Raw genomic sequence first — 26914 nt, forward strand, 5'->3', positions numbered from 1 at the left:
AGAAACTCACGTGACGATAAAGTTGTAGTAGAAATGAAAGCGAAAGGGGTAGTTATTTTGGAATTGAATCATTTACCATTAAATCATTTAGAAAATGATAGATTGGGGTTTATCGAGAAGGCTGAACATATAGCAAAAAACATTAATAATCACCCTTCATATTTACCATATGCTATTAGCATAAGAGGTCCGTGGGGTGCAGGGAAATCTACGATGCTTAATTTTATAGAAAACTATCTAGATACAGAAAAATGTAGTGTAATTCGTTTTAATTCATGGCTAGTAACAGAAAAAGATTCTTTAATTATTAATTTATTTGAAGAGATATACTATCAAATTGACGGTGGTTACACGGCTATAAAAAAAGGATTTAGAGAGTATGCAAAAAAAGTTATTCCACCAGTATCAAAAGCTGTTACATACTTTACATCTGTTTCTCAAGGAATGGATTCAGCGAGTGCAAACATGGTGGCAAATAGTGCGGGCGAGGCGACAAAAGGGATTGCCGAACTAACTTTCGAAAAACCTTTATCAATGAGAAAAAAAGAGTTATATAATGAAATGCTGATGCATTATCAAGGTACCGACAAAAAAATTGTAGTTATGATTGATGAAATTGATAGGTTATTTCCAGATGAACTAATAACCATATTTCAAATGGTTAAATCAGCCTTAGACTTTCCGGGAATAGTATTTTTAGTAGCGATGGATGAATCTGTTATATGTGATGCTCTCGAAAAAAAAGGCATTATAAAACCTAAGGAATATCTTGAAAAAATTTTTCAAAAGAATTATTACATTAATACAAAATATCAACTCCAAACACTAACAGATTCATTAATGGTAAATTTTTTAGGAAATGAAGAGTCAGATGCGAAATTATTAGAATGTATAAAATCCTATTTGTTTTTAAAACAGGAAAACTTCACAAATGAACATCCATCACATGTAGAAATTCAAAAAAATAATTTAAATGAAACATTTTCTCTTAATGCTGTGGACTATGAAAAACTAAAAGAATCTTATTATAAACTGTATTGGTCACTTATTGATGATTGCAATCTATCAAATCCTAGAACATTTTTGAAATTTTCACAGAACCTTTTAGAGGTTTGGCCGGAATTTTATAGAGATTTTATCTATAATAAAGAAATGCAAAAGTATGAGCTACATGCTGCCTTTGTTACACTAATTGCATTTATTATTAAACCTCAAGAATTTTCTTATGACATTTTAAGTAACTCTTCAGAACAAAAGATTGAAGATTCATTATTAAAAGTAGTTAAAGTTCATCTTTCTTTATTACTACCAGACCTTATAAAACACTTAGATGAAAAACGTACTTCATACAGTGTTAATGACAATATAATTAGGGAAGCACTTTATTATTTTAATAAATATCCTGATTTATCGAGAAGTAGGTTAAGTGATTAATCCAATATGAAGCTTTTCATACCGAGTATACGAAAAACAGGACTGTTGCCTTTTATTAGCAGCAGTCCTGTTTATTTAATTAGTTATTTAAAGTGAACATCTTAAGAAAGACTTTTTCTTCTTTATATTTTGTAGGTGGCATTATCATTGCAGAATCTATAATCTCATTTTCTATTTTTTTCTTTTCATCATAATCTAAAAACTTAATTGAAGAAATTTTGCTTCCGTATCCGTTCAAAGATGTCCCAAGATTCATACCTGCGGAATCTGATATTATAAATCTATCATGTAGTGGTGAACTTCCAGAACCAGTTGCAAGCATGTATATATGAGTCTCAGGGGGAACATTGTCGCATATACTTTTCCAATGAGCTTTGTACAAATCTGGCAATTTCTCAAGGTTTGCAGATTTCGTAGAACTATAAATGAAAATTCTAGAATCATTTCCTATTTGTTTTAAAAGGTTAAGCATATTAACATCAAAATATGGATCGTATATCTTTAAATAGGTACCTACATTATTGTTAATCCACTGCTGAATGAGGGAAAAGGCATCTTCTTGTTGATTTAAATCGAACGTTTGAATATTAGTTGCAGATAACACTTTATAAAAATTTGCTTCGTGAAAATTGTCTTTGTTATACATTGTTGTTTCAACGTTTCTAATTAACTCTAATAATTGGTAAATCCTCATAAAAAAATCGTCCAGTGAAGATTCGTTATGATTTTTTGTTCGCGCAATTATATTTTCAACATACCATGAAAGTCCCAAGGCAATGGTCTCAAAGCTTTTACCTGCTGAATGCTTAAGACTTTCGCCAATCACTTCATCATGTTGTATTGTCCCTCTACTAGAACATAGTGTGCGGACCATTTTTTTATAAAAATCATGTAAAACTTCGTTAATTTCGCTTGGGCTATATTCTTTAATCTTTTGAGGATCTGAATGCAAAGTCAAAGTTTTCAATCTATCATTATAATTTGAAAGGTTTTCAATTGATTCTAATTTTGAAGCAATGTTTTGAGCCAAGTTGGGATCAATTGTATGTGCTAGTTCAACTAATCCTCCTAACATTTGGTCCCTTCCATTTTCGTCCGCATAAGACTTTGCTAGACCTATTGCTTGTTCCAATAAATATTTTGCTGCCTTGTTATTAGATATCTTTTGATAAGATTCGACAATCAATTCGTGCCTTTCAATTCTATCTAATGGATTATTTAAGTATTTTAAGTTCATTTCTGCTTCCTTGATGAGCTTATCTCCCATAGAGCTATTTTCATAGAGTGCGTTTTTACCTAGAGCTGCTAATACAAAAATTTTATCTGATGTATTATTAATTAATTTTGCATTCTTTTCTAAATCCTCTCGAGAGGGTATTATACTATTCCATCTCGGCATAGCTCGAAAAGAAGCAATATCACGTAGTAATGCTAATGAACCAAAGGCGGCTATTTTATATCCTTCATGTTTTATATTGTTTTTATCAGGCAGTTTAGTGTCTATAACCCCTTTTATTTTTGTTACTATTTCTAATAGTTGTCTTTCTTTTATTTTACTGATTAGCTTATTACTTTGCCCTTGCCTCTCTACTAAAGATTCAATTAATGTTTTTATAGAGGCATATATGTTTATATCCACATTAAGATTATCAATTAGCTCACATATTTTAATCGCCGTAGAATAGTTAATTTTTTGTTGGAACATTTCAAAATCCAATGGGTCTTCTGGTGGTCTCTTCGTAATTAGATATTTCATAACATTTCTAATTGCAATATCCCTAAGTTCATCACTTTCTAATGTATTGACTCTTTCAAATAGTATACTTTTTTCATAGAGATACAGCAGGGGGGAGATTTCCAAAATGATATTTCTGCTTGTATCGACATCTTCTTTACAATTATCCAGAATGTCTAAACACTTTTCTGTTATTTCATTAATTAATTCATTATTATCATTTGCAGAACACCTAAGAGCAATATTTGAAAGCAAAGAAGCCTGATGATAAGACGAAGGGATTGTTAGAATAATGTTTTTTAGCATTCTAATTTTAAATTTATAATCTTGGGATTTTAATATATCCGGAACCATTCTTATCATTAAGTTTACTATTTCTATAAAAGGTTCACTTAATCTTGTATCAAAAATATTGTTAGTTACATAATTTTCAATAACCTTCTTATATAATTGCTCTGCAAAAGAATTATGATTCTCGCTTATTATTTGAACTAATCTAAATCCTAATTCTCTCTTTTCATTAGTCGCATCAATTTTATCTAAGCAATTTTTCATTTCCTCAAACGCGGAAGTATATTTGTCAACGTCTTCTTTCATCCAATTCATATAATAAGCAAACGATAACGCCTTTATTTGTACACTATCAATGTCCTTTATGGTACCAAAAAAAATTCTTTTAATACTACTATCAACAAATTTTTCAGATTCAACAAGTTTTTTTAGTAATTGTAAAAGTACTCTATCTAGCAACGGCTTTTCATTAATTAAATCGATTACCTGATTAATAAAAACAAAATCGATATCATGTTCTTTTACATGTACTTTTAAAATTTCCGAATATACTCTATATCTTCTTAAATTAGTATTCAATTTACCCGCAAAATTTAAAGCAAGGTTTTTGTCTATTTTTGTTAACCGTTGGATTATCTTCCTTGTAACTTTAAAATGTTCTGCTGAAGCATTTATTAATCGGCTATAATCCATGATGAGCTGGTCCCTTAACTCAATTTTTAGCTTTGGATCGTTATCCATTATATCTTCTAAAGAATCTAATAAACGAACTAAGATTAAACATTTAGAATCATTATCGTAAACATCCTCTAATAAGAAATAAACCTTGAAATATCTCTCAAGAGCAGCATCTTTACTCCATTTTTTTTCAATTTTTGCTAAAGCTAATTCTACACTTGCATATTCATCAATAGGATTTTTAATAATAGTTGCACTTAAGTTATCTATTTTTTCTATTAGTTTTTGAGCAACACTTGACTCTTTAGTTTTTTCTAAAGCCTCGGCAAAGTTCCTCAAATGCATTTGTGTAGGTGTGTATTGATTATTCTCAATCATAATATTTAATGCATATTCCACAATTTTAAAAGCTTCACTGTTATCTTTGTTTTTATAGCACCAATTCTCTAAATAAAATAACTTAGCAGAAACATCATTAATTAGTTCTACCTTACTAAGTATTTCATCAATGCTCTCTAAATTGAATATATCTGAAGTGATTTTAATATAATCTTGAACATCATTATCACCTATATTATTTGTTATATGATCAATATCATTATTAGAATTATCTACCCTGGCTAATAATCTTATTAATAGATAATCCATTAACTTATCTTTCTCAATATTTTCTCCAGACTTACTTACGATTCTATCTAATAGGTTAATACTCAGCGCTGCATCGACACTGAATATATTCGATGATATATTAATTAGTTTTTCAATTAATTCTTTATTTAAATCTACAGTTGCATCAATTAAATTTATGAGTTCTTTAATACTGTCTAATAATTCAGGAGAAATGTTAATGCCATTATGCTTCATATAGTTACATATATGAGAAAGCAGTAATAACCGGTCTTCGGGTAGTATACAGGCATATGCAATTTGCAATGCATCTTCATATCTGTTTAATGCTAATAAGCTTTTCAACTGATTTTCGACAGCTGGTGAGCCAGAAGCAATCTGATTAAATACAGAATCTGCAAGGTTTGACCAAGATAAACTTTGCCAATCTTTATGTGTATAAGACATTTGTGATAAAATTTTTAAATTATTACGGACAGAAGAGATATTTCGAGATTTTTGTACGGTATTGTATATATAATCTATATTTACTAAGTCGACTAGCGGACCAAATTTATTTGCTTCCTTATAAATTTCTGGTAGGAATGTCAAGGAGCTATTGTTTAAAGGAGACTTTTCATAATAATCTATCATTAATTGTAATATCTCATTTTTGATTTCCGAGAGTTTATTTATTAAAAATATTCTATAGGGATTTATTAAAGTTATTTTTTCATCTTCTAATGAAATAAAACTGATATCATCAACAATACTGTAAATTTGATACTCATTAAGAGATAGAATTTCCGAAATAATACTTACAGTCAATTTTTCTGGTGAATATATAATTAATGCTATTAATTTTTTATAATCTGATTCAAAGTTATAATTTGACCATGTATTTTCTAGAAGTAAATTAAAACTTGTGGGTAGGTTATTAAGTATTTCTTCTTTGCCATTGCCTTCTTTAAGTTGCCTGATAAGCTCAGATATATATCCAGGCATGCCACTACTAAAATCGTAAACTTGATCTATCTCTTCATTAGATAAATAACCGTCTAGTAATTCTTTTGTTTCTAATCGTGAGAAAAACTGTATTTGCATACTATAATTATTAAGTGCAAATTGATTGTTGTTTTGACTACTTAAAAGAACATACACTCCATTTGGATCACCGTTGGGAATGTATTTTAATATTCCATCATTAATATTGTTGTTATTTAGTTTTTCTAACCCATCAATTACAATATAAAAAAATTTGTCTCCTCGTTTTGATTGTTTACACAAATCAGTATATAAGCGCGAAAAAAGTCCTATCAATTCATGTTCTTGAAGGAGTTCTATATCAGTTTGAATAATTTTATTTTTCAAACCATCACTGCTTACAGCTGCCATTTGTAGACATAGTTCTTTTAAAAAAAATGATACGTTTGTTCTCCAATAGTCATCTCCAATAAAAAATGATACACAATTCGATTTATGTCTTCTAACAAATTGTGCTAATAATGTAGACTTCCCTGTTGCATTTAATCCTTCAATCATTATGCAAGTTTTATCCTTTGAAAAAGTATCTTCAATATTCTTAATAATATTTTCACGTTCAATTTCATTAGCATTTACATCGGGTAAAGTCGATGAAAACTCGGTTATATTAATGTCATTCACGTAACTTAAGATAGGAATTTGTATACCCATTATGTTACCCCCAGTTATATTCTTTCTTAAAATATAACAATAATATTCAGAAAATAAAGTGATTCGACAAGAATAGACATAACACCAATCATAAAAAACCGTAACAGGCATACAAATTTTATAATAATTTATTAATGCGACCCCTAGCTCTAAAGAGGAAGGTACTTAACATCAATTGAAAGTGTTGTGAGAGATATAGAAATTCCATAATTATCAGTTCATCATCTTTTAATTTTCATATTACTCAATATACAGTTCGATTAACTATCATAGAAGGAATGAATGTGAAGTTCTCTCGGACTTTCCCCTGCCGAATGTAACGAAATACTATAAGTGTTACATTCGCCTGTTTTAACATAATAAATGATCCAAACAACTGTCGAATATCCCCAATACTCCATTTCGATAAATTCCCTTTACTGGAGATGCTGAAAGTGCCTTCTTGTGGAACTATGATGGTAGTCATCAAATTATCTTTATTACGTATAATTCTTCCCCTTAAGTTGTATCGTTTCTATTCCGCATGTTCCACTAGTCTAGCATCACTTCGGCTTATATCTTTAATGAGTGCCCTAATCTTGTTAATCCGTCTTGGAACAATGCACCGAGTTGATGAAGAAAAAAAGCTAAGAGAATTTCTCATAGCCTACAATATCAGTAATTATTCTTTTACTGTTACATACTGTTTCACTTAAAGAAGTAATACAGACCACCTGTTTACTCTCTTGTCTGCAATTTGTCCGCATAATTAATTTTCTGTATTGAACTTAATTTACTGAATTGATGAACTCAGTCAATGAAACCTTTAATAATCAGACTTATTTAACCTGGTTTACTCCTTTTAACCAGGTTATTTAAGGGATACAAAATTGACAGGGTGGAGGTCGCTGGTTCGAGCCCAGTCGGGATCATCATTTGAAGGCTTTTCTTTTTGTAATTCAGAAAAACATATTCCATTATTTTATTGATTTGTCCGCATTTTGTCCGCAGGATTTTTCAAAAATCATAACTCTTCATTTTGCACGGCATGGTGAAAAATGTCTGCAATATTATTATCTCTGTTTGGTAGTAAGTGTGCATAAAATTCTAATGTGGTTTTAGGACTTGTGTGACCCAATCGATTAGAAATTTTAACAATATCTACACCCTCAGATATAAGAATTGATGCGTGTGTATACCGAATATCATGAAATCGAATGGTAGTAACCTCTATGCTTTTTACAATGCGTTTCATAACCCGTATAACATTACGTGGATCTTAAACAGAACCCGTATTCGTGCAGATTACTAAGTCTTGATTCTCGAATAATTTACCCACTCTGTCCTTCCACTCTTCATGACCCTTCTTAACAACCCGTAATTCATTTAGAACAAATTCTTCTATTGTTGGCTCATTAACCAACGAAAAACTTTATCTCTTAATACTCCCTTACATCTTCCAATTTTTATAAGTAGAAAATCTATTCTTTTCATCACCTCGTATGCATTGGGTTTAGAAATTTTCAGGATTGAACTAATCTCTTTTGCTGTTAATACAAGAGGGTATGACTCAATTTCTTCTTTCTTCATTAAATATCACTCTTAACACCTCTGGTTATAAGTCCATTTTCTGTGATTTGATTAATATTAGACACGATTATTTCACTTCCCTCTTCTAGTCTCCTCTCCCACTCCTCTATTAATGCTAAAGCTTCTTTACGTTTCTGTTCTAAGTCGCGTTTATATTCCAATAAAAAACCTCCTAAAGAATTTTCTTCTTTAGGAGGCTTTCTAAACTATCCATTTTCTTTTCCTTCGGTCACTTTTTTGTCCAAAGAAAATAAATTTTCAACAGTACCATTGTCATAGGTCCCAATAACCATAATTTACAAAATAGTAACATAATTATACATTTTCTTAATTTAGTTTCTATAAAAACCATAAATTCCTTTTGTATGATTAAAGTAGAAATACATAAATCGATTAGGAGGATTCATTATGATGACAAAATATCAAAGACGAAAAGCAGTATCGTTCATGTTGACTGTTGCTTGTGCCATTGTTGCTCTTTCTGGTTTCGGACAAAACTCCTTTGCCGATGAAACCGAGTTCCCACGCGGAGAATCGGTTGACGTTAAGGTAATGTCTTATAACATTCATCACGGTGAAGGGACAGATAAGGTTTTGGATTTGGAACGGATTGCTCAGGTTATTGAAAACTCGGAGGCAGATATCATTGGCTTGCAGGAAGTGGACAATCATTGGTCTAGTCGCAGCAACTTCGAAGACCAGGCAAATTGGCTGGCAAAACGGCTTGGCATGTTTTATGTGTATGGAGCAAACCTTGATAATGCACCATTAATCGAAGGGGAACCGCGCAGCCAGTATGGGACAGCGATTTTAAGCAAATATCCAATCTTAGATTCTGAAAACCACAAACTTACTAAAATTGGAAACACGGAGCAGAGAGGCCTGCTAGAGGCGACGATCAATGTTAAAGGAAATCAAGTTCACTTTTATAATACTCACCTAGCGCTGACTTCCGCAGAACGCGAAATCCAGATTCGGGAAGTCAATGAACTTGCTGGGCAAGTTAAAGGACCTAAAATTATCATGGGTGATTTAAACGCAAAACCGGAAAGCCCGGAAATGCAGCTGATGATTTCCAATTATAGTGATGCTTTTGCTGATCAACCTACAGCTTACACTTATTCTTCAATAAACCCTACTGTGAGAATCGACTATATTTTCACAACCGATAATATCGAAACAGTCAATGCCGAGGTGATTCGAACTTTAGCTTCTGATCATCTCCCAGTGACCGCTGTTATCAAACTTGAACGAAACGAGCCATTTAATAATGGACAAAAGTAGATGGGTGACAGCTTACACTATTTCCGGTAAGAATTTTGGATTTTTGAACATAGGAAACACTTTATGCACTTAAGAGCTAAACATTCACAATAAGCCAAACAGGAATACTATGAATGAATCCTCTCTTCTCGGATCTGAATTGGAAAACAACCTTGCATTAAAGACTCCGGCACCTAAGCCGATTTTCCCTGATCCCAGAAGAGAGATACATTATTTTTTTTGGTGCAGCTAAAGCGTTGTCATAGGTATTGGGATGACGCAGCTTTTTCTTTAAATGAAGTTGCCGACTCCCTAAGAGACGGAGAGTAAGCAAAGGAAAATTTACTAAATTGAAGGGTGTGTAGAGGTGAGAAAGTTCGTTTTATGGAATATGATGCTCTTATTCATTATTACGATAACGTTGTGTCCTGTTAACGCTTCAGCTCACACAGATAACAGCGAGGGATATTCAAACATCACTCTGGATCGAGACAAGCTGAATGTAGAGCTTTATATAGACTATTTTGAGCTTGGAAGGTTGATAGATTTCGAGGTTAATCCAGGTTCCTCTAAGGACCAATTGACAAAGGCATTGGAAGATAAACAGGATGCTGTAACGGAATACCTGGCCTCCCATTTTCAACTATTCACGGATGGAGCTAAATCTGAAGGAATGATAAAGGCAACAGAGGTTGTAAAAAGAACGAACCGAGATTATGCCAAAATCACGCTTGAGTTCCCCCGCCCTGCCAAAGAGAAATCGATCCAAATTCAGTACAGCGTCTTTTTTGACGATAATGACCCCATGCACAGGAACATCGCAACCTATAACTTGGATAAAGTAAAAGGACAATTTGTTTTTCATGGGGGTGAACGGGAACTGCAAATCGGCAAGGAAACCATCATCGGCCAAATCATCCGGTTTATTCAACTCGGATTCCACCATATTATGATCGGGTATGACCATATCCTGTTTGTGATCGCTCTTTTACTTGGTACGCGCCGATTTTCAGATATTCTCAAAATTATTACTGTGTTTACTTTGGCCCACAGTATTACACTAGGCCTCACTGCCTTAAAGCTAATCAATCTCCCTTCCGAGATTATAGAGCCTCTCATTGCGTTAAGTATTGCATTCGTCGCCCTGGAACATTTCTTCGGATTCTCTACGAAGCTCCGTTTTGCCGTCGTATTTGGCTTTGGACTGATCCATGGGGTGGGATTTGCCGGTGCATTACAGCTGTCAAATGATGTAACCTGGCGTTCGCTTTTGTCCATTTTGTCTTTTAACGTTGGTGTTGAAGTAGGACAAGCACTGATCATCATGCTGCTATTTCCCATTCTTCTTTATATCCGCCGATTCAAATGGTCAACTGTCGTCTACGGATCGGCAACCGCTGGTATTTTTGGAATGGGATTATTCTGGTATTTTGAGCGATTTTTAGCCTAATGCTGAATCTCTTTCCTTTTCATATAGGAGGTGGTTCAAAAAGAGTAGCTTAAGGGTGTTAAAAATACGAGATTAATAGGAGGAATAAGAATGAAACCTTTAAATGAAAAAGGGAAAACGGTGAAGGAAAAGCTTAAACCGATTACCGTAGCCGTGATGTGTAGTCTTGCTTTGGCGGCTGTCGTCAAACCGGTTGTCGCAGATAATCCTAATGCTACTGTTACGGGAACGGTGTTCGCAGACAAAAATGGAAATGGAGTCCGCGATAACAACGAACAAGGAATTCCAAATGTGTCTGTATCAGATGGTAAGAGCATTTCCGTTACCGATGATTCAGGAAAGTATACACTGACGGCAAACATTGAAAGACGCCAGTCGGATATCGTCTTTGTTACCGTTCCTAGCGGGTATAGCGTCCCAACAGACGAAAACAAAACACCCCAGTTCTATAAGCAACTTGGCAACCTCGAGGCCGGTGAAACACGAGAACAAAACTTCGGACTGCTACTTAAGCCTGAAAGCAATAATCCTAACTTTTCCTTTGCCAACGTGGCCGATGTTCACGTGGAAGCAGGGTCAAATAATAACCGTGAACGATTCACATCACAGCTAGCGCAAATTAACGAATCGACAGGAAACCCGGCCTTTATCGCCGTTAGTGGCGACTTGACCAACCGGGCGACCGATGCAGAATATCAGGATTATACATCGAGCACAGCTACATCTGCTGTTCCTGTCTACCCAGCTGTCGGAAACCATGACTTTGCCCCAGGTTCTAGCTATCAAACAAGAGTGGACCGTTACCGCAAGTATCTCGGACCTGAGTGGTATTCATTCGATTATGGCAACAGGCATTTTGTCACATTGGAAAATACATTGGGCTTCAATGAAAATGACCAATTGGAATGGTTAAAACAGGATCTCGCCCAAAATGCAAAAGACAAAGAAGTAGTAGTATTCGTCCATAAGCCTTTGAATACACCGGAAACCCCGTCACCTGATAACACGAAGAAGTTTATTGAACTTCTTAGCCAGTATCAGACACGACTGGTGATGGTTGGACATACCCATGTTAACGATGTGGCACAAGATACGATTCCAGGTGCTAACCATGTAACGACTGTTTCAAGTGCTTATACGATCGATCAGTCACCGAACGGATTCCGAATGGTTTCTTTCCAGGGCGACCACAAGAATGCTAAGTATAAGATGTATGACGTTAAACAAAGCGCAGCGATTGTCCATCCAGCGGCCGGAAGCGATGTTCCAAAGGGCGAAGTGGACATATTGGTAAATGCCTATAATACGACAAGCAATGTCTCTAAAGTGGAATACAGAGTAGATGGCGGCTCATGGAAAAAACTGAAACAAAGCAGCGGAATGGCCTGGTTTACCCAATGGAATGCTAAAAAAGCATCAAAAGGCAAGCATGCCATAGAAGTTAGGGTAACCGACGATGCAGGAAAGGTTTGGGTTAAAAACAACACGTTCAACATCGTAGACTCTCAGCGTATCTCACCTAAGGGCGGTTCTGACTGGACGATGTTCCACGGCAATGCCCAGCATACCGGAGAGGCAAAAGATACACTCGAAGCGGGTATGCGATTAGGTTGGACCTACCGGACACCAGGTACGATTCTTACCTCCTCCCCTGCCATTGCAAATGGAATGGTTTATATCGGGACACGTGATGAAAACGGAACGGACCAAAATGCTATCCATGCGGTTGACCTGGAAACCGGCCTAAAGAAATGGGAAGTAAAAGCAGATGCCCAGGTCCAAGCATCCCCAGCGGTAGCAGACGGAGTCGTTTATGCGAATTCGATTCGCGGCACACTCTATGCGATGAATGCAAAAACTGGGGAAAGGATTTGGGAAAAATCCGTTGGCAAGGATCAAGTACAGAGATCCTGGATGTATTATTCTCCAACAGTAGCCGATGGAGTCCTATACCAGGCATACAGCACAGGCAGCGGAGGTGCAATCATGGCGCTTGATGCCAAAACTGGCGAACAATTATGGAATGCTCCTTTAGCAGGCGGCTGGATCGTTGAATCCACACCTGTAGTACAAGATGGCAAGGTATTTGTTGGTGCAGACGGCGGCTGGCTGATCTCTCTTGACGCTGCTACAGGCAAGGAAATCTGGCGCAAAAAACCAGCAGGCGGCTGGATGCACTCCATGCCTTCCATCTCAGATGGCCGTGTGTTTATGGGGTACCAGGGCGGTTTAATCGTCTCACTCGACGCCTCGACAGGCAACGAGCTATGGCGCTATAAGAGCTCCGATAAATCCTACATTCATGGTCAGGCAACTGGTTCCTCCCCTGCCGTAGCGGATGGAGTCGTCTACATGGGATTCCCTGACGGAAACGTTGCTGCAATAGACGCGGGCACAGGTTCCTTAAAATGGAAATATCGTACGGATGGCGGAATCATTTCATCAGCAGCCGTTAGTGGAGAAACCATCTTCATCGGTTCCAACGACGGAAAGCTTTATGCGCTTGACCGAATAACAGGACAGCCATTATGGCATCATGAAATTGGAGCTTGGGTGGCATCTTCCCCTGCGATTTCAGGAAATACGCTTGTTGTTGGTGCTCATGATGGAAATCTTTATGCATACACACCTGGAGGAAAATCTGCCCAAAGATGGCCGCGAGTAACCGGTAAGGTGACGGATGCTGATACCGGAAAACCGGTAGCCGGTGCGACCGTTGTAGCGACCGATACCGAGGGGAACCGCCTGACTTCAGTAGCCAATGCTGATGGCCAATACCTGATCGGATTAAAGCCAGGCAATTATACTCTTTCTACAAAACGAAGAGGGTTTCATTCAGACACTTCTCTTTCTGTCACGATGGTAGAGGGGAAAAATGAAACGAAGGAACTAAAGCTAAACGCCATAACCGAGCCGATTGCAGGAGAATCTCAGGAAGCTCCAGATTTTCATGCAGGAAGCACCCGCTTGGACGCAACAACAGACAACCCGTACCATTACATTATCAATAACAAGGTAGAGGCGACCATCTCTACACAAGTGGCTGCCAATAATCAGGCCGGTACTTTCCAGCCAGGATGGCTAGGCGATTTTGCCCTACAGGATGATAATGCCATGGAAACCTTGGATTGGAGCGAGTTAATCCTTTCACCGACTATGAATGATCCACAAGTTCCATGGAACCGTTCTGGAGAATGGCTGTCTCTTCCTAAAATCGAGACCTTAGGAAACGCAATAAAAGCTTCCGGAGAAGCACAAATTGATCCGTCCATCAAGACGTCGGTCACCTACCAATTGCTTCCGGATGCACCGGTGGCCAAGCTAACCTTGGAATTAGAAAATACCGGAACAAAAGATTTCAAAGGATACTTCCAATATTTACTCGATCCAGACAGTTCTGATGACACGGCAATAGTTCCAGGTTTTGCAAACGTTAATCCCGGCTTCAAGACTTCCGGATGGACGGGGAATTATGTGTATGATGGGCCTAAAACCGCTATAAACAGCCCGGCACATGGGATTGCCTGGGTCAAAGACAAACCAACTGGGATCAGTGCCTTCGGTTATATTTTCGGTGCCTCCTTTGATGCAAGTGTAGCAGCAGGCGAAAAACGGACAATCAGCTGGTACCACATCACCGACTATCCTGCCGAAGGAACGAACCCCGCAGCTAATATTGAGCGGTGGGCAACACAGCTGGAAACATTGGATCCAAATGCAGCAGAGTAATCTCTACATCCACTTTTACTTGACTGTTTTATAGTTTGATAGAATACTCATTAAATTGACCCTAATGAAAAGGAGTGCCGGAGTTTTCGGCACCCCTTTTTTAAGTGAATGTTGGGCAGTAAATGTTTTATTTGAAAGGGGATGCCCTTGCACATTGGTTGACATACTTCCGGATGAGGAAGTGATTACCTTCAGTTAAAAGTTGAACTAGGGGACATCAGGAAGGTAAACAAAAAAACCGAAGGCGCGACAACGCAAACGGCTTAAAGAAAAGAACGCCCCCTATTGCCACTCCGCACTAACCCGCCATAATCACCCTCTGCATTAACTATCAAATGCTACTATAGTGAAGTCATTAACTTCATTACCATTAAGAAAAAGCTCCGTGTAAAGGCAGCTTAAACTAAGCAGTTAGCCATCCATGTAGCGCAAAACCAGGCTACTACACAAGATGCTGTTTTTAAATAAAGTCACGATGTTTTTAAAAAAGACGCGATGTTTTGAATAAAATCGCGACGTTTATAAAAAAGTAGCGATGTTTTGCCCCTTTGGATCTGTTTATATAAAGGGGTGTTTTTATAGTGAAAAGTGAAAAGAAGTTCTGAACGGAAAGCGCGGATTAAGGAACTATTGAGTAGCAATAAAGTTACTCAACTAAAGGGCCATTTAATTGAATAAATCTAACCGTTTCTAGAGGAAACGGTTAGATTTACGAGAGAAAGTTTATTCACTCGTATTTTTTTAAAACAATAGCCGCATTATGACCTCCAAAACCAAATGAGTTAGATAGCCCCATATTTATTTTCACTTGGCGAGCAACAGACGGTACATAATCTAGATCACATAATGGATCAGGATTTTCTAAGTTAATTGTTGGAGGAACTATCTCTTCCTTTATGCTCATTGCTAAAGCAATTGCTTCAACTCCACCAGCTGCCCCTAACATATGACCAAGCATAGATTTATTAGCTGTTATTGGAATCTGATAAGCTAGCTTTCCAAATAGCTGCTTAATAGCCATCGTTTCAGAGATGTCCCCCACTTTTGTACTTGTTGCATGGGCACTAATAACATCAATTTCCTCAGGAGATATATTGGCATTTTTTAAAGCTGATCTCATTGCAAGATAGGCCCCTCTACCTTCTGGGTGTGTAGCTACCATATGGTGTGCATCTGAACTTGCACCATATCCAATGACTTCTGCATAAATCTTTGCCTCTCTACGTAAAGCATGAGATAAGGATTCTAAGATTAGAATTCCAGCTCCTTCTGACATGACAAATCCATCTCGATTTTCATCAAATGGACGACTAGCTTTAGTTGGATCGTCGTTTCTTGTTGATAATGCTGTAGCATTACCAAAGCTTGCTATTGATAAGTCTGTTATAGCTGCCTCTGTTCCACCCGCAAACATAACGTCAACTTCTCCAGAACGGATTAGTCTAAAGGCTTCTCCGATAGCTGTATTTCCAATTGCACATGCGGAAACAGGAGACATAGAAGGTCCCATGGCGTTCCATTGGATACTAATTTGTGCAGCAGCAGCATTAGAAATCATGGCAGGTACTAGAGTTGGGCTGACTCTTCTTGGTCCCTTCTGTCTAAGCGCATCAATATTTTCAATTAAGGTTTCAAGTCCCCCTATACCTGAACCTACGTATACGCCTAACCTTTCTCCGTCTATACGTTTGAGGTCTAACTCAGAGTCTGTCCAAGCTTGTTCGGCTGCAGCCAAAGAAAATTGAGAAAAGCGATCTAAACGTCTTGCTTCTTTCTTTCCAAAAATTTCATCTGCATCAAAATCTCGTATGACACCTGCAATTTTTGCCTTATGATTAGTAACATCAAATGTATCAATAAGGGATATACCAGACTCTCCGTTAATCAGATTGTTCCAAAATGTCTTGAGGTTGTTTCCTATAGGAGAGACTACTCCCATACCTGTAATCACAACTCTTTCCACTGTTCATCACTCCAAATCAATAATATACTTGTATTTTACAGTCACTTTATCCTATTACAAGTGATTGTTTATCCTGGTATAATTACCACTAGGTTAAATTGGTATGATGAGGAGTTTTAAAAATGAATGATAAAACTAGGCTTGAAGCTTTGTCGACATTCTTAAAAGCTAAGCGTGCTCAAATTAAGCCAGAGTCAATTGGTTTGCCTGTCGGAACCCGGAGAAGGACACCTGGGTTACGAAGAGAAGAGGTTGCACAACTAGCAGGTGTAAGTACCACTTGGTATACATGGCTAGAGCAGGGAAGAGATATAAAAGTTTCTTCAATCGTATTTGATTGTATTTCTACAGCTTTGCAATTAAATAATGATGAAAGAGACTACTTATATGACCTGGCATTAGAAGCAAAATCGGAAATTACACATCCAAAAAAGGATCAATCAGAGCTTAGCCCTTCTTTAAAACGAATACTAGCTGAATTAACATATTGTCCGACTATCATTACGGATCGACATTGCCATATTGTGGGCTGGAATCCTGCAGCTGCTCATGTTTTTTTAGATTTTGAACAAATACCGAATGATCAAAGAAATTTGATTCGTTTAGTGTTCACCAGAAAAGAATTCAAAGCATTGGCCGTCAATTGGGAACATTTTGCGAAAGGTTTTCTTGCCATTTTCCGTACCTATTATGGACACTATTTAGGCGATGAATGGTACAACCAATTTATTAAAGAAATGAGTCATTCACATCCAGAATTCCAAGATTTATGGCTAGAAAGTCAAGTGAGTAAGGCTCCAGAAATGATAATTGAATTCAGACATGCTAAAGCAGGCAAAATGTTGTTTAATTTAACTTCTCTCCAAGTTCAAGGTGATATGGATTTACGGTGCAGTATCTATACACCAGTAGAGGAAACAGATACAGAAAAGAAATTAAAGCGATTAATGAAGAGGGTTTCCGTTGAAAATTAATAAAGTAATTTCGTTATTCCATTATAGGGCGCTATTGTTGTGCAAACACAGGTAGAAAATGATCAAAACTTTTTTATAAAAAATTATTCACTAGCAACAAACAACCCAAGCATTTTGACCAAACTTTTTTCAAAATGTTTGGGTTTCTTCTGTTGAAAAATCAATTTTTGTAGCATGCTTTTGATCAAACTTTATTACAAACCAACACAAGAGAGGATTCGTTTTTAATGAATCCTGATTGGATAGCTTCAGCAACTTCTTTTGCAATCTCTATAATAGTTGAGTTCTTACAAATCTTTTTGTGCCAAATATGTGCTGATGGTCCTTCTGAATTGAAATCTTTAATTAATAGGAGTTCATAGAATGTACCTTCTTGTTTACACGTAACTATGTATACTGAAAAATTTAATGCTTCAAATATTTTTTGCTTAATGATATATTGCTTGTCAATTTCTTTAATATTTAGGGTCATTGGTAGCACTTCATTATTATTTTCAGACAATGTTAACATTGTAAGCCCCCCTAGATTTATAATTGACCACCCAATTTTATTAGTAACGAAAGAAACGAACAAAAAAATAAAACGAAAAATAAAAAGGTATTGGCTCCTCCTTCGCCAAATACCATGATAGCCACTCAAGCTATCCCCACTAATATATAGATTAACGATGTGTTGTTAATATAATACGTCCTAGATGTTATAAATTTGTAAATGATCTATTATTAAACATTAAAGACTATAAACCTTCCATTCACAGTAGGTTGACATTACTTCCGGATTATAAAGTAATCAACTTCATTACTCCATAAGAAAAAGCTGCCCTGTAAAGGCAGCCAATTCTTCAACTAAGGTACCAGTTAGTTGAAGAAGCTAATAGGAATAATGATGTCATTCATCTTCTCCCTTAATTTCATCCGAAACATTCCATGTTAATTAACCCAATAATTAAGTTGGGTTTAGTTCGCTCAGAATTGACGACTTTTATTTTTTTCCAATCATTATGCTCGTGATTTGGGTTTTCTTAAAATCAAAACGATTATTATTACTAATAGGCTAACTACAATCGTCTCATATGCATTCTCTCTAATACTAGATCCTACCACCATTAACTCAGGATTAAATAATAGTAAAATGATACCTATGCCAATCGCTTCTGCAAATTTGTTTATAAACGTTTTCATAAGAGTTATATCCTCCCTTCTTCTTTTCTCTTTCATATAGCAACTCAAGAAATAACCCTATTACATATTTTATTTTATATACTGTATCTACTATTTGATAAGTTTAAGGACAAATCTATTAATAAAACTATAACTATTAATTCAATAATGAAGAAAATGGTCATTTACTTATATTATTAACAACTAATTTGACTTTTATACATACTTTCAAAAAAATTTTGAATGTAACAAAATACATTCATGCCCTTTTCATCATCCAAGAAATTGTTTCTTGTATTCCTTTTATATATGGGGGTAAATTGTTAATTTTTTTTCATACTTTTCTCCACTTAATTGAACTGGATTTTCTGTTAAATACATCATTTCAACCGCGGTTCCTTCTCTTGAAGAAAGAGAAAAGTGAAATAGTATAAGGCAATCAGGTATCTATAATATGAGCTAAGAATGTTTCTACTTTCCTTAGCTCATAAAAACAAGGCCAATCCTCAGAAAGGATTGACCTTGTTTTTTGTGAATTTATTGTACTTAATGTCTAGTAGTACCTGAAGTTGTGTGTAATTCATTGTTAACGAATGAATCCGTTTTTCTGGCATTCGGAACTAACAATACGAGCAGCTTCCCATCTTTAACATCCCGTACGTATTAATCTGCCTCAGCTTCCGGAATGCCCATCCCAATTAATGCTCCAGCTAGTCCGCCTGTACCTGCACCGACTGCAGCTCCGGTTAACATAGCTACAATAGGACCTGCTGCCAGAAGTGGCCCAATTCCCGGAATTGCAAGCGCTCCTACACCTACCAATAATCCCGCGGCTCCCCCAAGAAGCCCTCCAGTTGCCTTTAATTCCTCAACCGCCCGAAATAGTAGACGAATAACATGGGATGGCAAATATATAGTTTTTTCTATTTTTTCTTCTTGTTCTTCAACTCACGGCCCCGTAAGTTGAAGAACGACTAAATTTACAATCGTACTATTTTGCCCCTCACTCTTTTGATTCATTTTCATTTGCAACTTTATTTATTCTTTCTAGCATTGTCGGATGTGAATAACGAAACCATTTTACGAGTAGTGGAGGATTCACCTCATTCAATCCTGCCTTCGTAAGTTCTTGAAAAGTTTTGACAGCTGCCTCCGGGTCGTCCATTAGGTTTATTGCATACTGATCAGCTCTTGTTTCCTGATATCTAGAAATATAATTTGAAATTGGACTTGAAACGAATAATAGAAAAGATGTAATAAGTAAAAATAATGGCAATGAATGAATAGCGTTTACTCGTTTAATTTTTAATACACGTCCAAAGCGATGGATAGCCCAAGGCATTATTTTAGCGGTTAACCAGAGCCCGACAAGCATCATTAGGATATAACGAGCGATTCCAAAATATATATGTTTCTCCACATAATGCCCCATCTCATGAGCCATGATGAAGAGAATTTCATTTTCTGATAAGCGGTTCAAAGTCGTATCCCATAATACTATTCTTGAATTATTCCCAATCCCCGTAACATAAGCATTTAGAGCATTTGTCTTTTCCGCCATGTTAACTTCATACACATGTTCTGTTGGAATTTTTGCTTGCTCAGCCAACGTGAGAATTTTCGTCTCTAATTCTTTATTTGTTAGTGGATAAAAATCATTATATAAGGGGTCGATTATTACTGGTTGAATAAACATGAGGAAAATGGAGAAAGGAATCATTAGTAACCAGGCATTGAACCACCATCTCTTTGTGCTTTTATTTATAAGCCAATAAAGAACCGTTACAATCACTACAGTCGTTCCTAAGTTAACCCAAAAATCAATGACATTATCTCGCATCCAAGAATTGAAATCCTGGGTACTAATCCCATATTTTTTACTTAAGAAATATCTGTAATAGTCTAAAGGAAATAAAACAATAAACGTAAGAACAGACAGTAAAAATACATATACTGCATTTTGCAAAATTGCCCATTTTTTTTGCAAAGGAATCCATCTTTCAAACGCTTGTGAAAGTCCAGTAATCAGTATAAATAAATAGACAAGCCATTCAAACGGTATTGATACAAAAAAGAGAAAATTCTTTATTCTTGAATACTCCTCACTAAGGTACAATTCTCGATCCGACATAAAAACATGCGGATCTGCAACAGTTCCTTTTAAAGTTGCAGGTATACCCCCACTGCCACTATGGAAGATATAAACATACATCAGGAAAGCATATACCCCAAATAAGAAAAGAGCATTAATTCCCCATTTTTTCGTCAAATCCACTTCACCTCCACTCACTCTCTCTTACATACATTTAGTGTAATCAAAAACGGAAAAGATAGAACCATATTCTAACAAATATGCTTTATTTCCAACTATTCTATTAAGAAAAGCCCACTTTGGACGGACTTAGAGATATCATCACAGAGTATTTATTAAAATGAAAGGAGTGCTGTATTAAAGCCAATATCTAATCAAAACCTAACGAACAATTGGCATGCACATCCGAGTGGACAGATTCTTTTGGTTACTGGCGGAAGAGGCTGGTATTAGGAAAAAGGAAAACCTGCTCAAGAAATATATCCAGGAGATGTAGTGGAAATACTTCCAAATGTAAACACTGGCATGGTGCTGCAGCTGATAGTTGGTTTGTTCATCTTGCCATTGATCCAGATACAACAGTAGGTCCTCCTGAATGGTTCGAAAAATGCGTTAATCCTTCTTTCTATAACCTTAACACCTAAACAAAAAACGCCTAAAACCTTTATCTATCAAGGGTTTTGGGCGTTACAAGAATGGTGGGTTATTTGCGTTAAAACGATACATGCGGAGCATACCTGTAAATACCGAAAGCTAAAACTGCTCCGATAGTTCAATAAGAAAAAAGGCTTCATTCCTTATTGAAGTAAAGCACCCGTTTGTTGAAGAAGGTTATTTAAAATTATCAATATTAAAGTGGAACCAACTTTATCCTACTATTTTAGGCGATGAGCATTACCCTTCAAACACTACATTGTTTTCTTCGTATGTCAAAGGACCAACTACATTGATTTCATTTCCAAGTTGCGCTGCTAATTGGAGTACATAAAATACTGCCTATTCAGGCTCTTCATTTTTTAATTCCGTTTTACATACTAGCTCATACTTTGTCTTATCTTTCCAATATTGCTCCAAAGATATAGTTACAATTTTATAGTTTACTGCAGACGTTGAAGCAACCAATAAAATGCTAAAACAAAAATAAGGCAAGACGCTGAGATCATCATTTTACGATACCATGGGAACCTGCGCAGCCAATTCAAGAGAGGCAGTAATAGACACAATACCATGAACTGACCCGTTTCCACTCCTAAATTAAATGAGAGGAGTGTGCCAATCAGATTGCTCTTTGGAAGTCCTATTTCAGTCAAAGCCCCGGCGAAACCCATACCGTGAATCAGGCCAAATATGGCTGTCAATAGCCACCGCCATTTCACCTTTTGAACAAATATATTTTCCACTGCCACATAACAGATGGTCAGCGCTATAAAAACTTCGACCCAATGCGAACTGACCTGAATACGGTCGGTGGCCACCAAGAATAGTGTTATGCTGTGGCCGATTGTAAAAGCAGTAACAATTTTCAACGCATCCTTGAAGCGAGATGCGATTAATACTAAGGATAACAAAAACAGCATATGATCGAACCCGGTCAAAATGTGTTCGATTCCAAGTACAAAGTATTTCCATAGGACGGATTCACTTTCAGGCTGAGCAATGGTGATCTGAACATCTTTTTTTTTGGTATCAAGAATATTCTGATAGAAATAATCCCCTGAATGGACCAAAAGTACATTCGTATGTAGAGGCGCATCTTCAAACATCAGATTGTAATGAAGATTAAATTGTTCGATAGCTTCATCGGCGGTTATCCTTAATTTAAAAATTACGCCAATCGTGGAACCCTTTTCTGCCAACTCCATCGAAAGCATTTCCATCGTTAAGGGCTTCGAATCCACATCTATACGAAGATCTTTCTGTAATACCGATTCGATTCTTTCTTTCTGCGAGGACAGTTCCTCGTTATCCAGATATTTATCCTTGTTGGTATCAAATTGTTCCAGCATGTCTATTTGATCAAGAAAAAGTTCATAGTCAATCGTTTTCCCTTTAATGTTTAAATTCGAGTAACCCCTACTTTTGTCGGTATGGGCAAATGAAGTGCTGGCATTCGCACAAAATAATAAGGTGACTATGAACAAGGACAGGAATGCACGTAGTTTCAAAGCGAGACCTCTTTTCATCAAAGTTAAAATCTAAACCCTCGGAGCGAATCGTAATTGTGTCAATAAATATTGAGCGCCTTAATATAGAACGTCCCGCAGCAAATATTTTGCCGCGGGACCTCTTTTCATCAAAGTTTAAATCTAATCCCTTGTGCGAATCGTAATTGTGTCAATAAATATTGAGCGTCTTGCAGCACATGCTGCTGTGATTTCCTCCCATACAACATTCACTGCCCCTGTTGTTCCGTCATTGTATATGGCCTCAACCTTTGCAGGAAGTGCGGGTATTGCCTATGCTCGTATTCACGGCAACCGGTTTGAAGTCTACGATGTCTTCGGTATTACACTTTCTGTTTCAAGGACGCTAATCTCCGTAGCCGGAAGCACTGGCGCTAAAATTTTCATTTCCGACAAACCGACATTTGGTCCGCTTCCACCGGATACCTGGAATTTGACCCATGTCACCGTCTTGTCAGGGAAAGTTACAGAATAAGCGCTCCCGTCATTCGGGATTCCTGAAACCGTCACAGTGCTTCCGTCGCTAAAGGTAAGTGTTCCGCCGGGCGCCCAGTCAGCTAAATAGGGCCGATCATAGAAGGTAATCTTGCTGATCGTTTGATTCGTCGTCCAATTCACCTGGATCCATGGATTCTGTTCTCCCTTGGACGCCCATTCGCCCGATTGCCCTATGATGCCATCGAACACTTTGTCGGGAGAACGAGCGGCATCGTAATACGATGAAGCGGTAACTGCGGCGGTCCACGCTGGGATCTTATTAACAGTTACTCTAATGCTTGTTGTTAAAGGCACGTTATTGGGATTTGCCACCCCATTTGGCAAAGTTACAGTTCCATTTACAGTGAAGGTCTGCGCCGTCGTGGCAGTGGGATCATAGTTTGAAGCATCTACATTCCATGTCACATTGGCATTATCCACCTTGCCTGCATCGGTATCCAAGGATACTTTCTTTGGAAATCCAAGGGCGTCCGCTGTCTTCGCCGTTCCGATTGCCACCTCTGTGATGTCAGCAGGTACTGTGATGCTGTTCAATTTTTTTTCTTGAATTTCTATCAATTCAAACCAGCGAAAAACCCAAAAACCTGCATTTACATTCAGCCTTATTTTATGTGAGCCTTCACTCAGTCTGACCGTTTCGGATTTAATGACATAGTTGGTCGGACCCCCGGTTGAGATTGAGGTTCTCGTTTGAGGTACTCCATCTACCAGGAATTCAACCTCTCCCGTATACCCCGCGTTTGATGCTACCTTGTAATTTAATTGATAGAATCCCGATTTTGCCACATCTACGTTATATTCCATCCAGTCGCCTATTTCCATAGCACCCACTCGCCATGCGGGTCCGCCATCATTAATCCGTTGATTTCTAAGTACAGCACCCTGTTTCGAATTGTAGTTTGCACTTTCTATCCTTCCTGGCACCAATGCTGAACCAGGCAATACATCTAAAATATTTACATTAAAGCTGGCTGTCTTTCCACCTAGAGTCACAGCCAGTTGCACTTTTCCTATACGAAAGGACTTAAAGCCGGTAATATTATCAACCGTTACGTTTTCCACTTTTGTTGTTCCATCGCTGTAAGTGCCTGTCACAACCAGCCCGTCTATATTAAGCCCATCTCCCTGCAGGTAATTCAACTTTGTTGGCAGTTTAGTTATTTCGATGCTTTGCAACTTAACGTTAGAAGTCTCGTTGGCAATTGCCATGATCTGATCTGTAGACAATGCTTGATTGTAAACCCTTACTGCATCAATACGTCCATTGAAGCTTTGTTGGCCTCTACTGTCTGCACCGATATACGTTCCCGTTGTTGGCGTATAAGGAGCTGTTGTATTATTGGTTACCGGTGTGCTCTTGCCATTGATATAAAGCTCCCAGGTGCCGCTTCTTCTTGCCGCCGTGATATTGGTCCATTGGCCCGCCGTCAAAGCAGTCTGCGATCCAAGGATCGTCTGCCCGTTGATTGCAATGGACACCTTATCGCCTTGGTCATGATCCAACACGATGGAATATCCATTGGTAAAGCCATCACCATTGGACAATATTTGTTGAGATCCTGAGGTTGCACCATTCCACTTCACCCAGGCTGTTAGCGTTAGATTGTTCTTTTTATTGGATACAAGATCTGTACTTGCATAATTACCGTCTGCACCGTTCAGGATGAGTGAAGCGGAACCTTCCATTTTATCCGTCTTATCAAAGGCAGCACTTCCATGCAAAGTTGCATTAAACCCATTCTTGATACTGTCGTTGCCATTGCCGTTAAATCCCCACATCCTTTTGGGATCGTTACCATCTATAATTTGGAATTTATCTATGTTCACACCCGCTGCGTTGCTATCGCTTTTTATGACGATCTTGTTATTTGGACCCGGATTCAGCTCAACAGGTACCACCAATTCGTTATACGAACTCATGCTTCCGGTAGTAGGAAAGCTGAGCGTCTGTACTTTGGCTCCATTTACATATATTCCCTTGGTAACATTGGCAGCATCGGTAGCATACCTGATTTTCAATATTTTGTTGCCGCCAGAAGCTCCTCCGTCAACCTTGAGCGACTCGATATATGCTTTTCCATCGTTCATTTTCACGTACTTTCCGCCGGACGGATTTATGTCTTCGCCAGCGGTTGCATATGCAAATACACTATCCTCGGCTTCATACATGCCGGTTGTATTCGGGTGCAGACTCATAGTACCTTCCCATATGGTTTTTTGTGTATTTACATCCCTTCCCTTTATATGTAACTTGTCTTTATATACATCAACAATCATAGCTTGATTATTTAAAACGGCACCGTCTCTTACTGCAGTGAATCCATTGGTGTACATGTTGCCTTCTATCTTAGTATCGTCGTGAAGATGTCCTGTTGTTAAAATAACCTGTGGATATTTTTCAAGGATATTTCTGAACTTCTGTTCCTGTACCAAATTTTCATTATAATTATCCGAAGAATATGACTTGGATACAGTCTGGTGAACAGGATTATGCGTGAACACAAAAATCGGCTTGTCCGGAACAGCATTTTCAGCAAGCTTGCTTTCAAACCAGGCTAACTGTTCGTCGGACATATACGCGTAATTGGTCGGTTTCTTATCAAACCCTAAAAATATGAAGTCATAGTCTTGTATTTCCCGGTGGTAATACACCTTCTCTTCTGGTATTCCTGCCTTTTGTATAAATCTGTTCTTCGCTACATTAAAATCCGGCTGCCAATCGTATTCATGATTTCCCATTGCATAATACACCGGCGGATGATCTTTTACAGAATCGATAGCATTTCTTATGGCGTCATATTCACCGCTATCCCCGAGATTGGTTATATCCCCGGCTAAAACTATTGCACTTACATTATTATTTTTAGCATCCGTTACAGCTTTAGCCGTTTTACCCGTATCGCTATGCGTGTCCGACATTGACATGAAGCTGAAGATAGGATCTTCCGTAGTGTTTTCTGCCCCTGCTGCAGAGCTTTCTGCCGAGATACTGCCTACTACACCCAACAGGGCTACATTCACCAGCATGAGTGATAGAAATGACTTTTTTAGCCTTTTAAGAAATAGCATAATTAATCCTCCTGTTTTTTCTTGTAATACTCAATATGCCGTTTGTCGTCTTGCTTAGCCCGTTAAGGGGTCCCTTAGAGGGGTTGAAAATCAGGGTTTTATATTACTTGATCACTTAGCTGGAAAAATTCGCGTTTTGAAGGCGAAACCCCGTTAACGTCGAATCTTGTTGTCCCTCACTCGTCGTAAAGTTTTTGAGCTAAATTCGCAAGCATTGATCCTATACAACACTTGCTACAAGATCCCCCCCTCCAGAATCAAATTTGCTTAACTGCTTAATAGTAAGTGATAAATTTTAATAGAGTGTATATATAACGTAAATGTTTTGTAATGTTGATATATTGTTATAACCATATAATTCGAAACATTAAGATAATTTCCTATTGTCTTAACCTAAGGCCACCGTGAATATTTGACCAATCGTAATCTTTAGTCAGACAATCCGGTATTGTCTTAACAAATTATAGTAAACTTTATGAAGCTTTAAAAAAAGTTTGATTAAAATTTAGCGAGCATCCTCAATT

Annotated in this window: 14 protein-coding genes and 2 pseudogenes; 6 read left to right on the forward strand and 10 right to left on the reverse strand. The window is 37.3% G+C overall.

Annotation, left to right across the window (positions count from 1 at the left end):
* The first annotated feature begins 33 nt into the window (after positions 1 to 33).
* Positions 34 to 1434, forward strand: coding sequence for a P-loop NTPase fold protein (locus MHH33_RS12845; RefSeq protein WP_342541948.1), 1401 nt, complete (start codon positions 34 to 36; stop codon positions 1432 to 1434).
* A 79-nt stretch (positions 1435 to 1513) separates the two neighbouring features.
* Here the strand turns inward: MHH33_RS12845 and MHH33_RS12850 are convergent, their stop codons facing one another.
* From MHH33_RS12850 to MHH33_RS12860, 3 genes are all read right to left on the reverse strand, one after another.
* On the reverse strand, positions 1514 to 6439 hold the full coding sequence (locus MHH33_RS12850; protein WP_342541949.1) for an ATP-binding protein: 4926 nt from the start codon (positions 6437 to 6439) through the stop codon (positions 1514 to 1516).
* Positions 6440 to 7819: 1380 nt separating this feature from the next.
* Entirely contained in the window at positions 7820 to 8008 is a 189-nt protein-coding gene (locus MHH33_RS12855; protein ID WP_342541950.1) for a DNA-binding protein, read from the reverse strand.
* Positions 8008 to 8169, reverse strand: coding sequence for a hypothetical protein (locus tag MHH33_RS12860; RefSeq protein ID WP_342541951.1), 162 nt, complete (start codon positions 8167 to 8169; stop codon positions 8008 to 8010). Before MHH33_RS12860 ends, MHH33_RS12855 begins: the two co-directional genes overlap by 1 nt.
* 247 nt (positions 8170 to 8416) lie before the next feature.
* Between MHH33_RS12860 and MHH33_RS12865 the strand changes: the two genes are divergently transcribed.
* The 3 genes from MHH33_RS12865 to MHH33_RS12875 all read left to right on the forward strand — a co-directional run bounded on the left by MHH33_RS12865 (position 8417) and on the right by MHH33_RS12875 (position 14450).
* On the forward strand, positions 8417 to 9292 hold the full coding sequence (locus tag MHH33_RS12865) for an endonuclease/exonuclease/phosphatase family protein (protein WP_342541952.1): 876 nt from the start codon (positions 8417 to 8419) through the stop codon (positions 9290 to 9292).
* A 370-nt stretch (positions 9293 to 9662) separates the two neighbouring features.
* The gene (locus MHH33_RS12870; protein WP_342541953.1) at positions 9663 to 10721 is read left to right on the forward strand and encodes a HupE/UreJ family protein; all 1059 of its coding nucleotides are present in this window, start codon (positions 9663 to 9665) and stop codon (positions 10719 to 10721) included.
* A gap of 90 nt (positions 10722 to 10811) precedes the next feature.
* Positions 10812 to 14450 (forward strand): PQQ-binding-like beta-propeller repeat protein, encoded by a 3639-nt coding sequence (locus MHH33_RS12875; RefSeq protein ID WP_342541954.1) that lies wholly within the window; start codon positions 10812 to 10814, stop codon positions 14448 to 14450.
* A gap of 727 nt (positions 14451 to 15177) precedes the next feature.
* Here the strand turns inward: MHH33_RS12875 and fabF are convergent.
* The gene (gene fabF / locus MHH33_RS12880) at positions 15178 to 16413 is read right to left on the reverse strand and encodes a beta-ketoacyl-ACP synthase II (RefSeq protein ID WP_016427908.1); all 1236 of its coding nucleotides are present in this window, start codon (positions 16411 to 16413) and stop codon (positions 15178 to 15180) included.
* A 122-nt stretch (positions 16414 to 16535) separates the two neighbouring features.
* On the opposite strand from fabF, the gene MHH33_RS12885 reads away from it, so the two are divergent.
* A complete protein-coding gene (locus MHH33_RS12885; protein ID WP_016427909.1) occupies positions 16536 to 17387 on the forward strand; it encodes a helix-turn-helix transcriptional regulator in 852 nt (283 codons plus the stop codon).
* Between the two features lie 184 nt (positions 17388 to 17571).
* Here MHH33_RS12885 and MHH33_RS12890 read toward each other — a convergent pair whose 3' ends face one another.
* The 4 genes and pseudogenes from MHH33_RS12890 to MHH33_RS12905 form a co-directional block, all read right to left on the reverse strand.
* Positions 17572 to 17898, reverse strand: a complete 327-nt coding sequence (locus MHH33_RS12890; RefSeq protein WP_342541955.1) for a hypothetical protein — start codon at positions 17896 to 17898, stop codon at positions 17572 to 17574.
* A 488-nt stretch (positions 17899 to 18386) separates the two neighbouring features.
* Positions 18387 to 18569 carry a hypothetical protein gene (locus MHH33_RS12895; protein ID WP_342541956.1) on the reverse strand — a complete coding sequence of 61 codons (183 nt, stop codon included), beginning with the start codon at positions 18567 to 18569 and terminating at the stop codon, positions 18387 to 18389.
* 645 nt (positions 18570 to 19214) lie between these two features.
* Positions 19215 to 19406: pseudogene (locus MHH33_RS12900) on the reverse strand (hypothetical protein); the annotation flags it as partial.
* Between the two features lie 145 nt (positions 19407 to 19551).
* Positions 19552 to 20817, reverse strand: a complete 1266-nt coding sequence (locus tag MHH33_RS12905; RefSeq protein ID WP_016427912.1) for a M48 family metallopeptidase — start codon at positions 20815 to 20817, stop codon at positions 19552 to 19554.
* A 210-nt stretch (positions 20818 to 21027) separates the two neighbouring features.
* On the opposite strand from MHH33_RS12905, the pseudogene MHH33_RS12910 reads away from it, so the two are divergent.
* Positions 21028 to 21284: pseudogene (locus MHH33_RS12910) on the forward strand (cupin domain-containing protein); the annotation flags it as partial.
* Between the two features lie 453 nt (positions 21285 to 21737).
* Here the strand turns inward: MHH33_RS12910 and MHH33_RS12915 are convergent.
* Both MHH33_RS12915 and MHH33_RS12920 read right to left on the reverse strand, forming a co-directional pair.
* Entirely contained in the window at positions 21738 to 22805 is a 1068-nt protein-coding gene (locus MHH33_RS12915; protein ID WP_342541957.1) for a HupE/UreJ family protein, read from the reverse strand.
* 324 nt (positions 22806 to 23129) lie between these two features.
* Entirely contained in the window at positions 23130 to 26390 is a 3261-nt protein-coding gene (locus tag MHH33_RS12920; RefSeq protein WP_342541958.1) for a LamG-like jellyroll fold domain-containing protein, read from the reverse strand.
* Between the last annotated feature and the right edge of the window lie 524 nt (positions 26391 to 26914).

The organism is Paenisporosarcina sp. FSL H8-0542 (assembly GCF_038632915.1).
Classification (GTDB): Bacteria; Bacillota; Bacilli; order Bacillales_A; family Planococcaceae; genus Paenisporosarcina.

Coding starts and splice junctions, on each gene's coding strand:
- MHH33_RS12845 (WP_342541948.1), top strand. CDS start 34: ATGAAAGCGAAAGGGGTAGTTATTTTGGAATTGAATCATTTACCATTA.
- MHH33_RS12850 (WP_342541949.1), bottom strand. CDS start 6,439: ATGGGTATACAAATTCCTATCTTAAGTTACGTGAATGACATTAATATA.
- MHH33_RS12855 (WP_342541950.1), bottom strand. CDS start 8,008: ATGAAGAAAGAAGAAATTGAGTCATACCCTCTTGTATTAACAGCAAAA.
- MHH33_RS12865 (WP_342541952.1), top strand. CDS start 8,417: ATGATGACAAAATATCAAAGACGAAAAGCAGTATCGTTCATGTTGACT.
- MHH33_RS12870 (WP_342541953.1), top strand. CDS start 9,663: ATGATGCTCTTATTCATTATTACGATAACGTTGTGTCCTGTTAACGCT.
- MHH33_RS12875 (WP_342541954.1), top strand. CDS start 10,812: ATGAAACCTTTAAATGAAAAAGGGAAAACGGTGAAGGAAAAGCTTAAA.
- MHH33_RS12885 (WP_016427909.1), top strand. CDS start 16,536: ATGAATGATAAAACTAGGCTTGAAGCTTTGTCGACATTCTTAAAAGCT.
- MHH33_RS12890 (WP_342541955.1), bottom strand. CDS start 17,898: ATGTTAACATTGTCTGAAAATAATAATGAAGTGCTACCAATGACCCTA.
- MHH33_RS12895 (WP_342541956.1), bottom strand. CDS start 18,569: ATGAAAACGTTTATAAACAAATTTGCAGAAGCGATTGGCATAGGTATC.
- MHH33_RS12920 (WP_342541958.1), bottom strand. CDS start 26,390: ATGCTATTTCTTAAAAGGCTAAAAAAGTCATTTCTATCACTCATGCTG.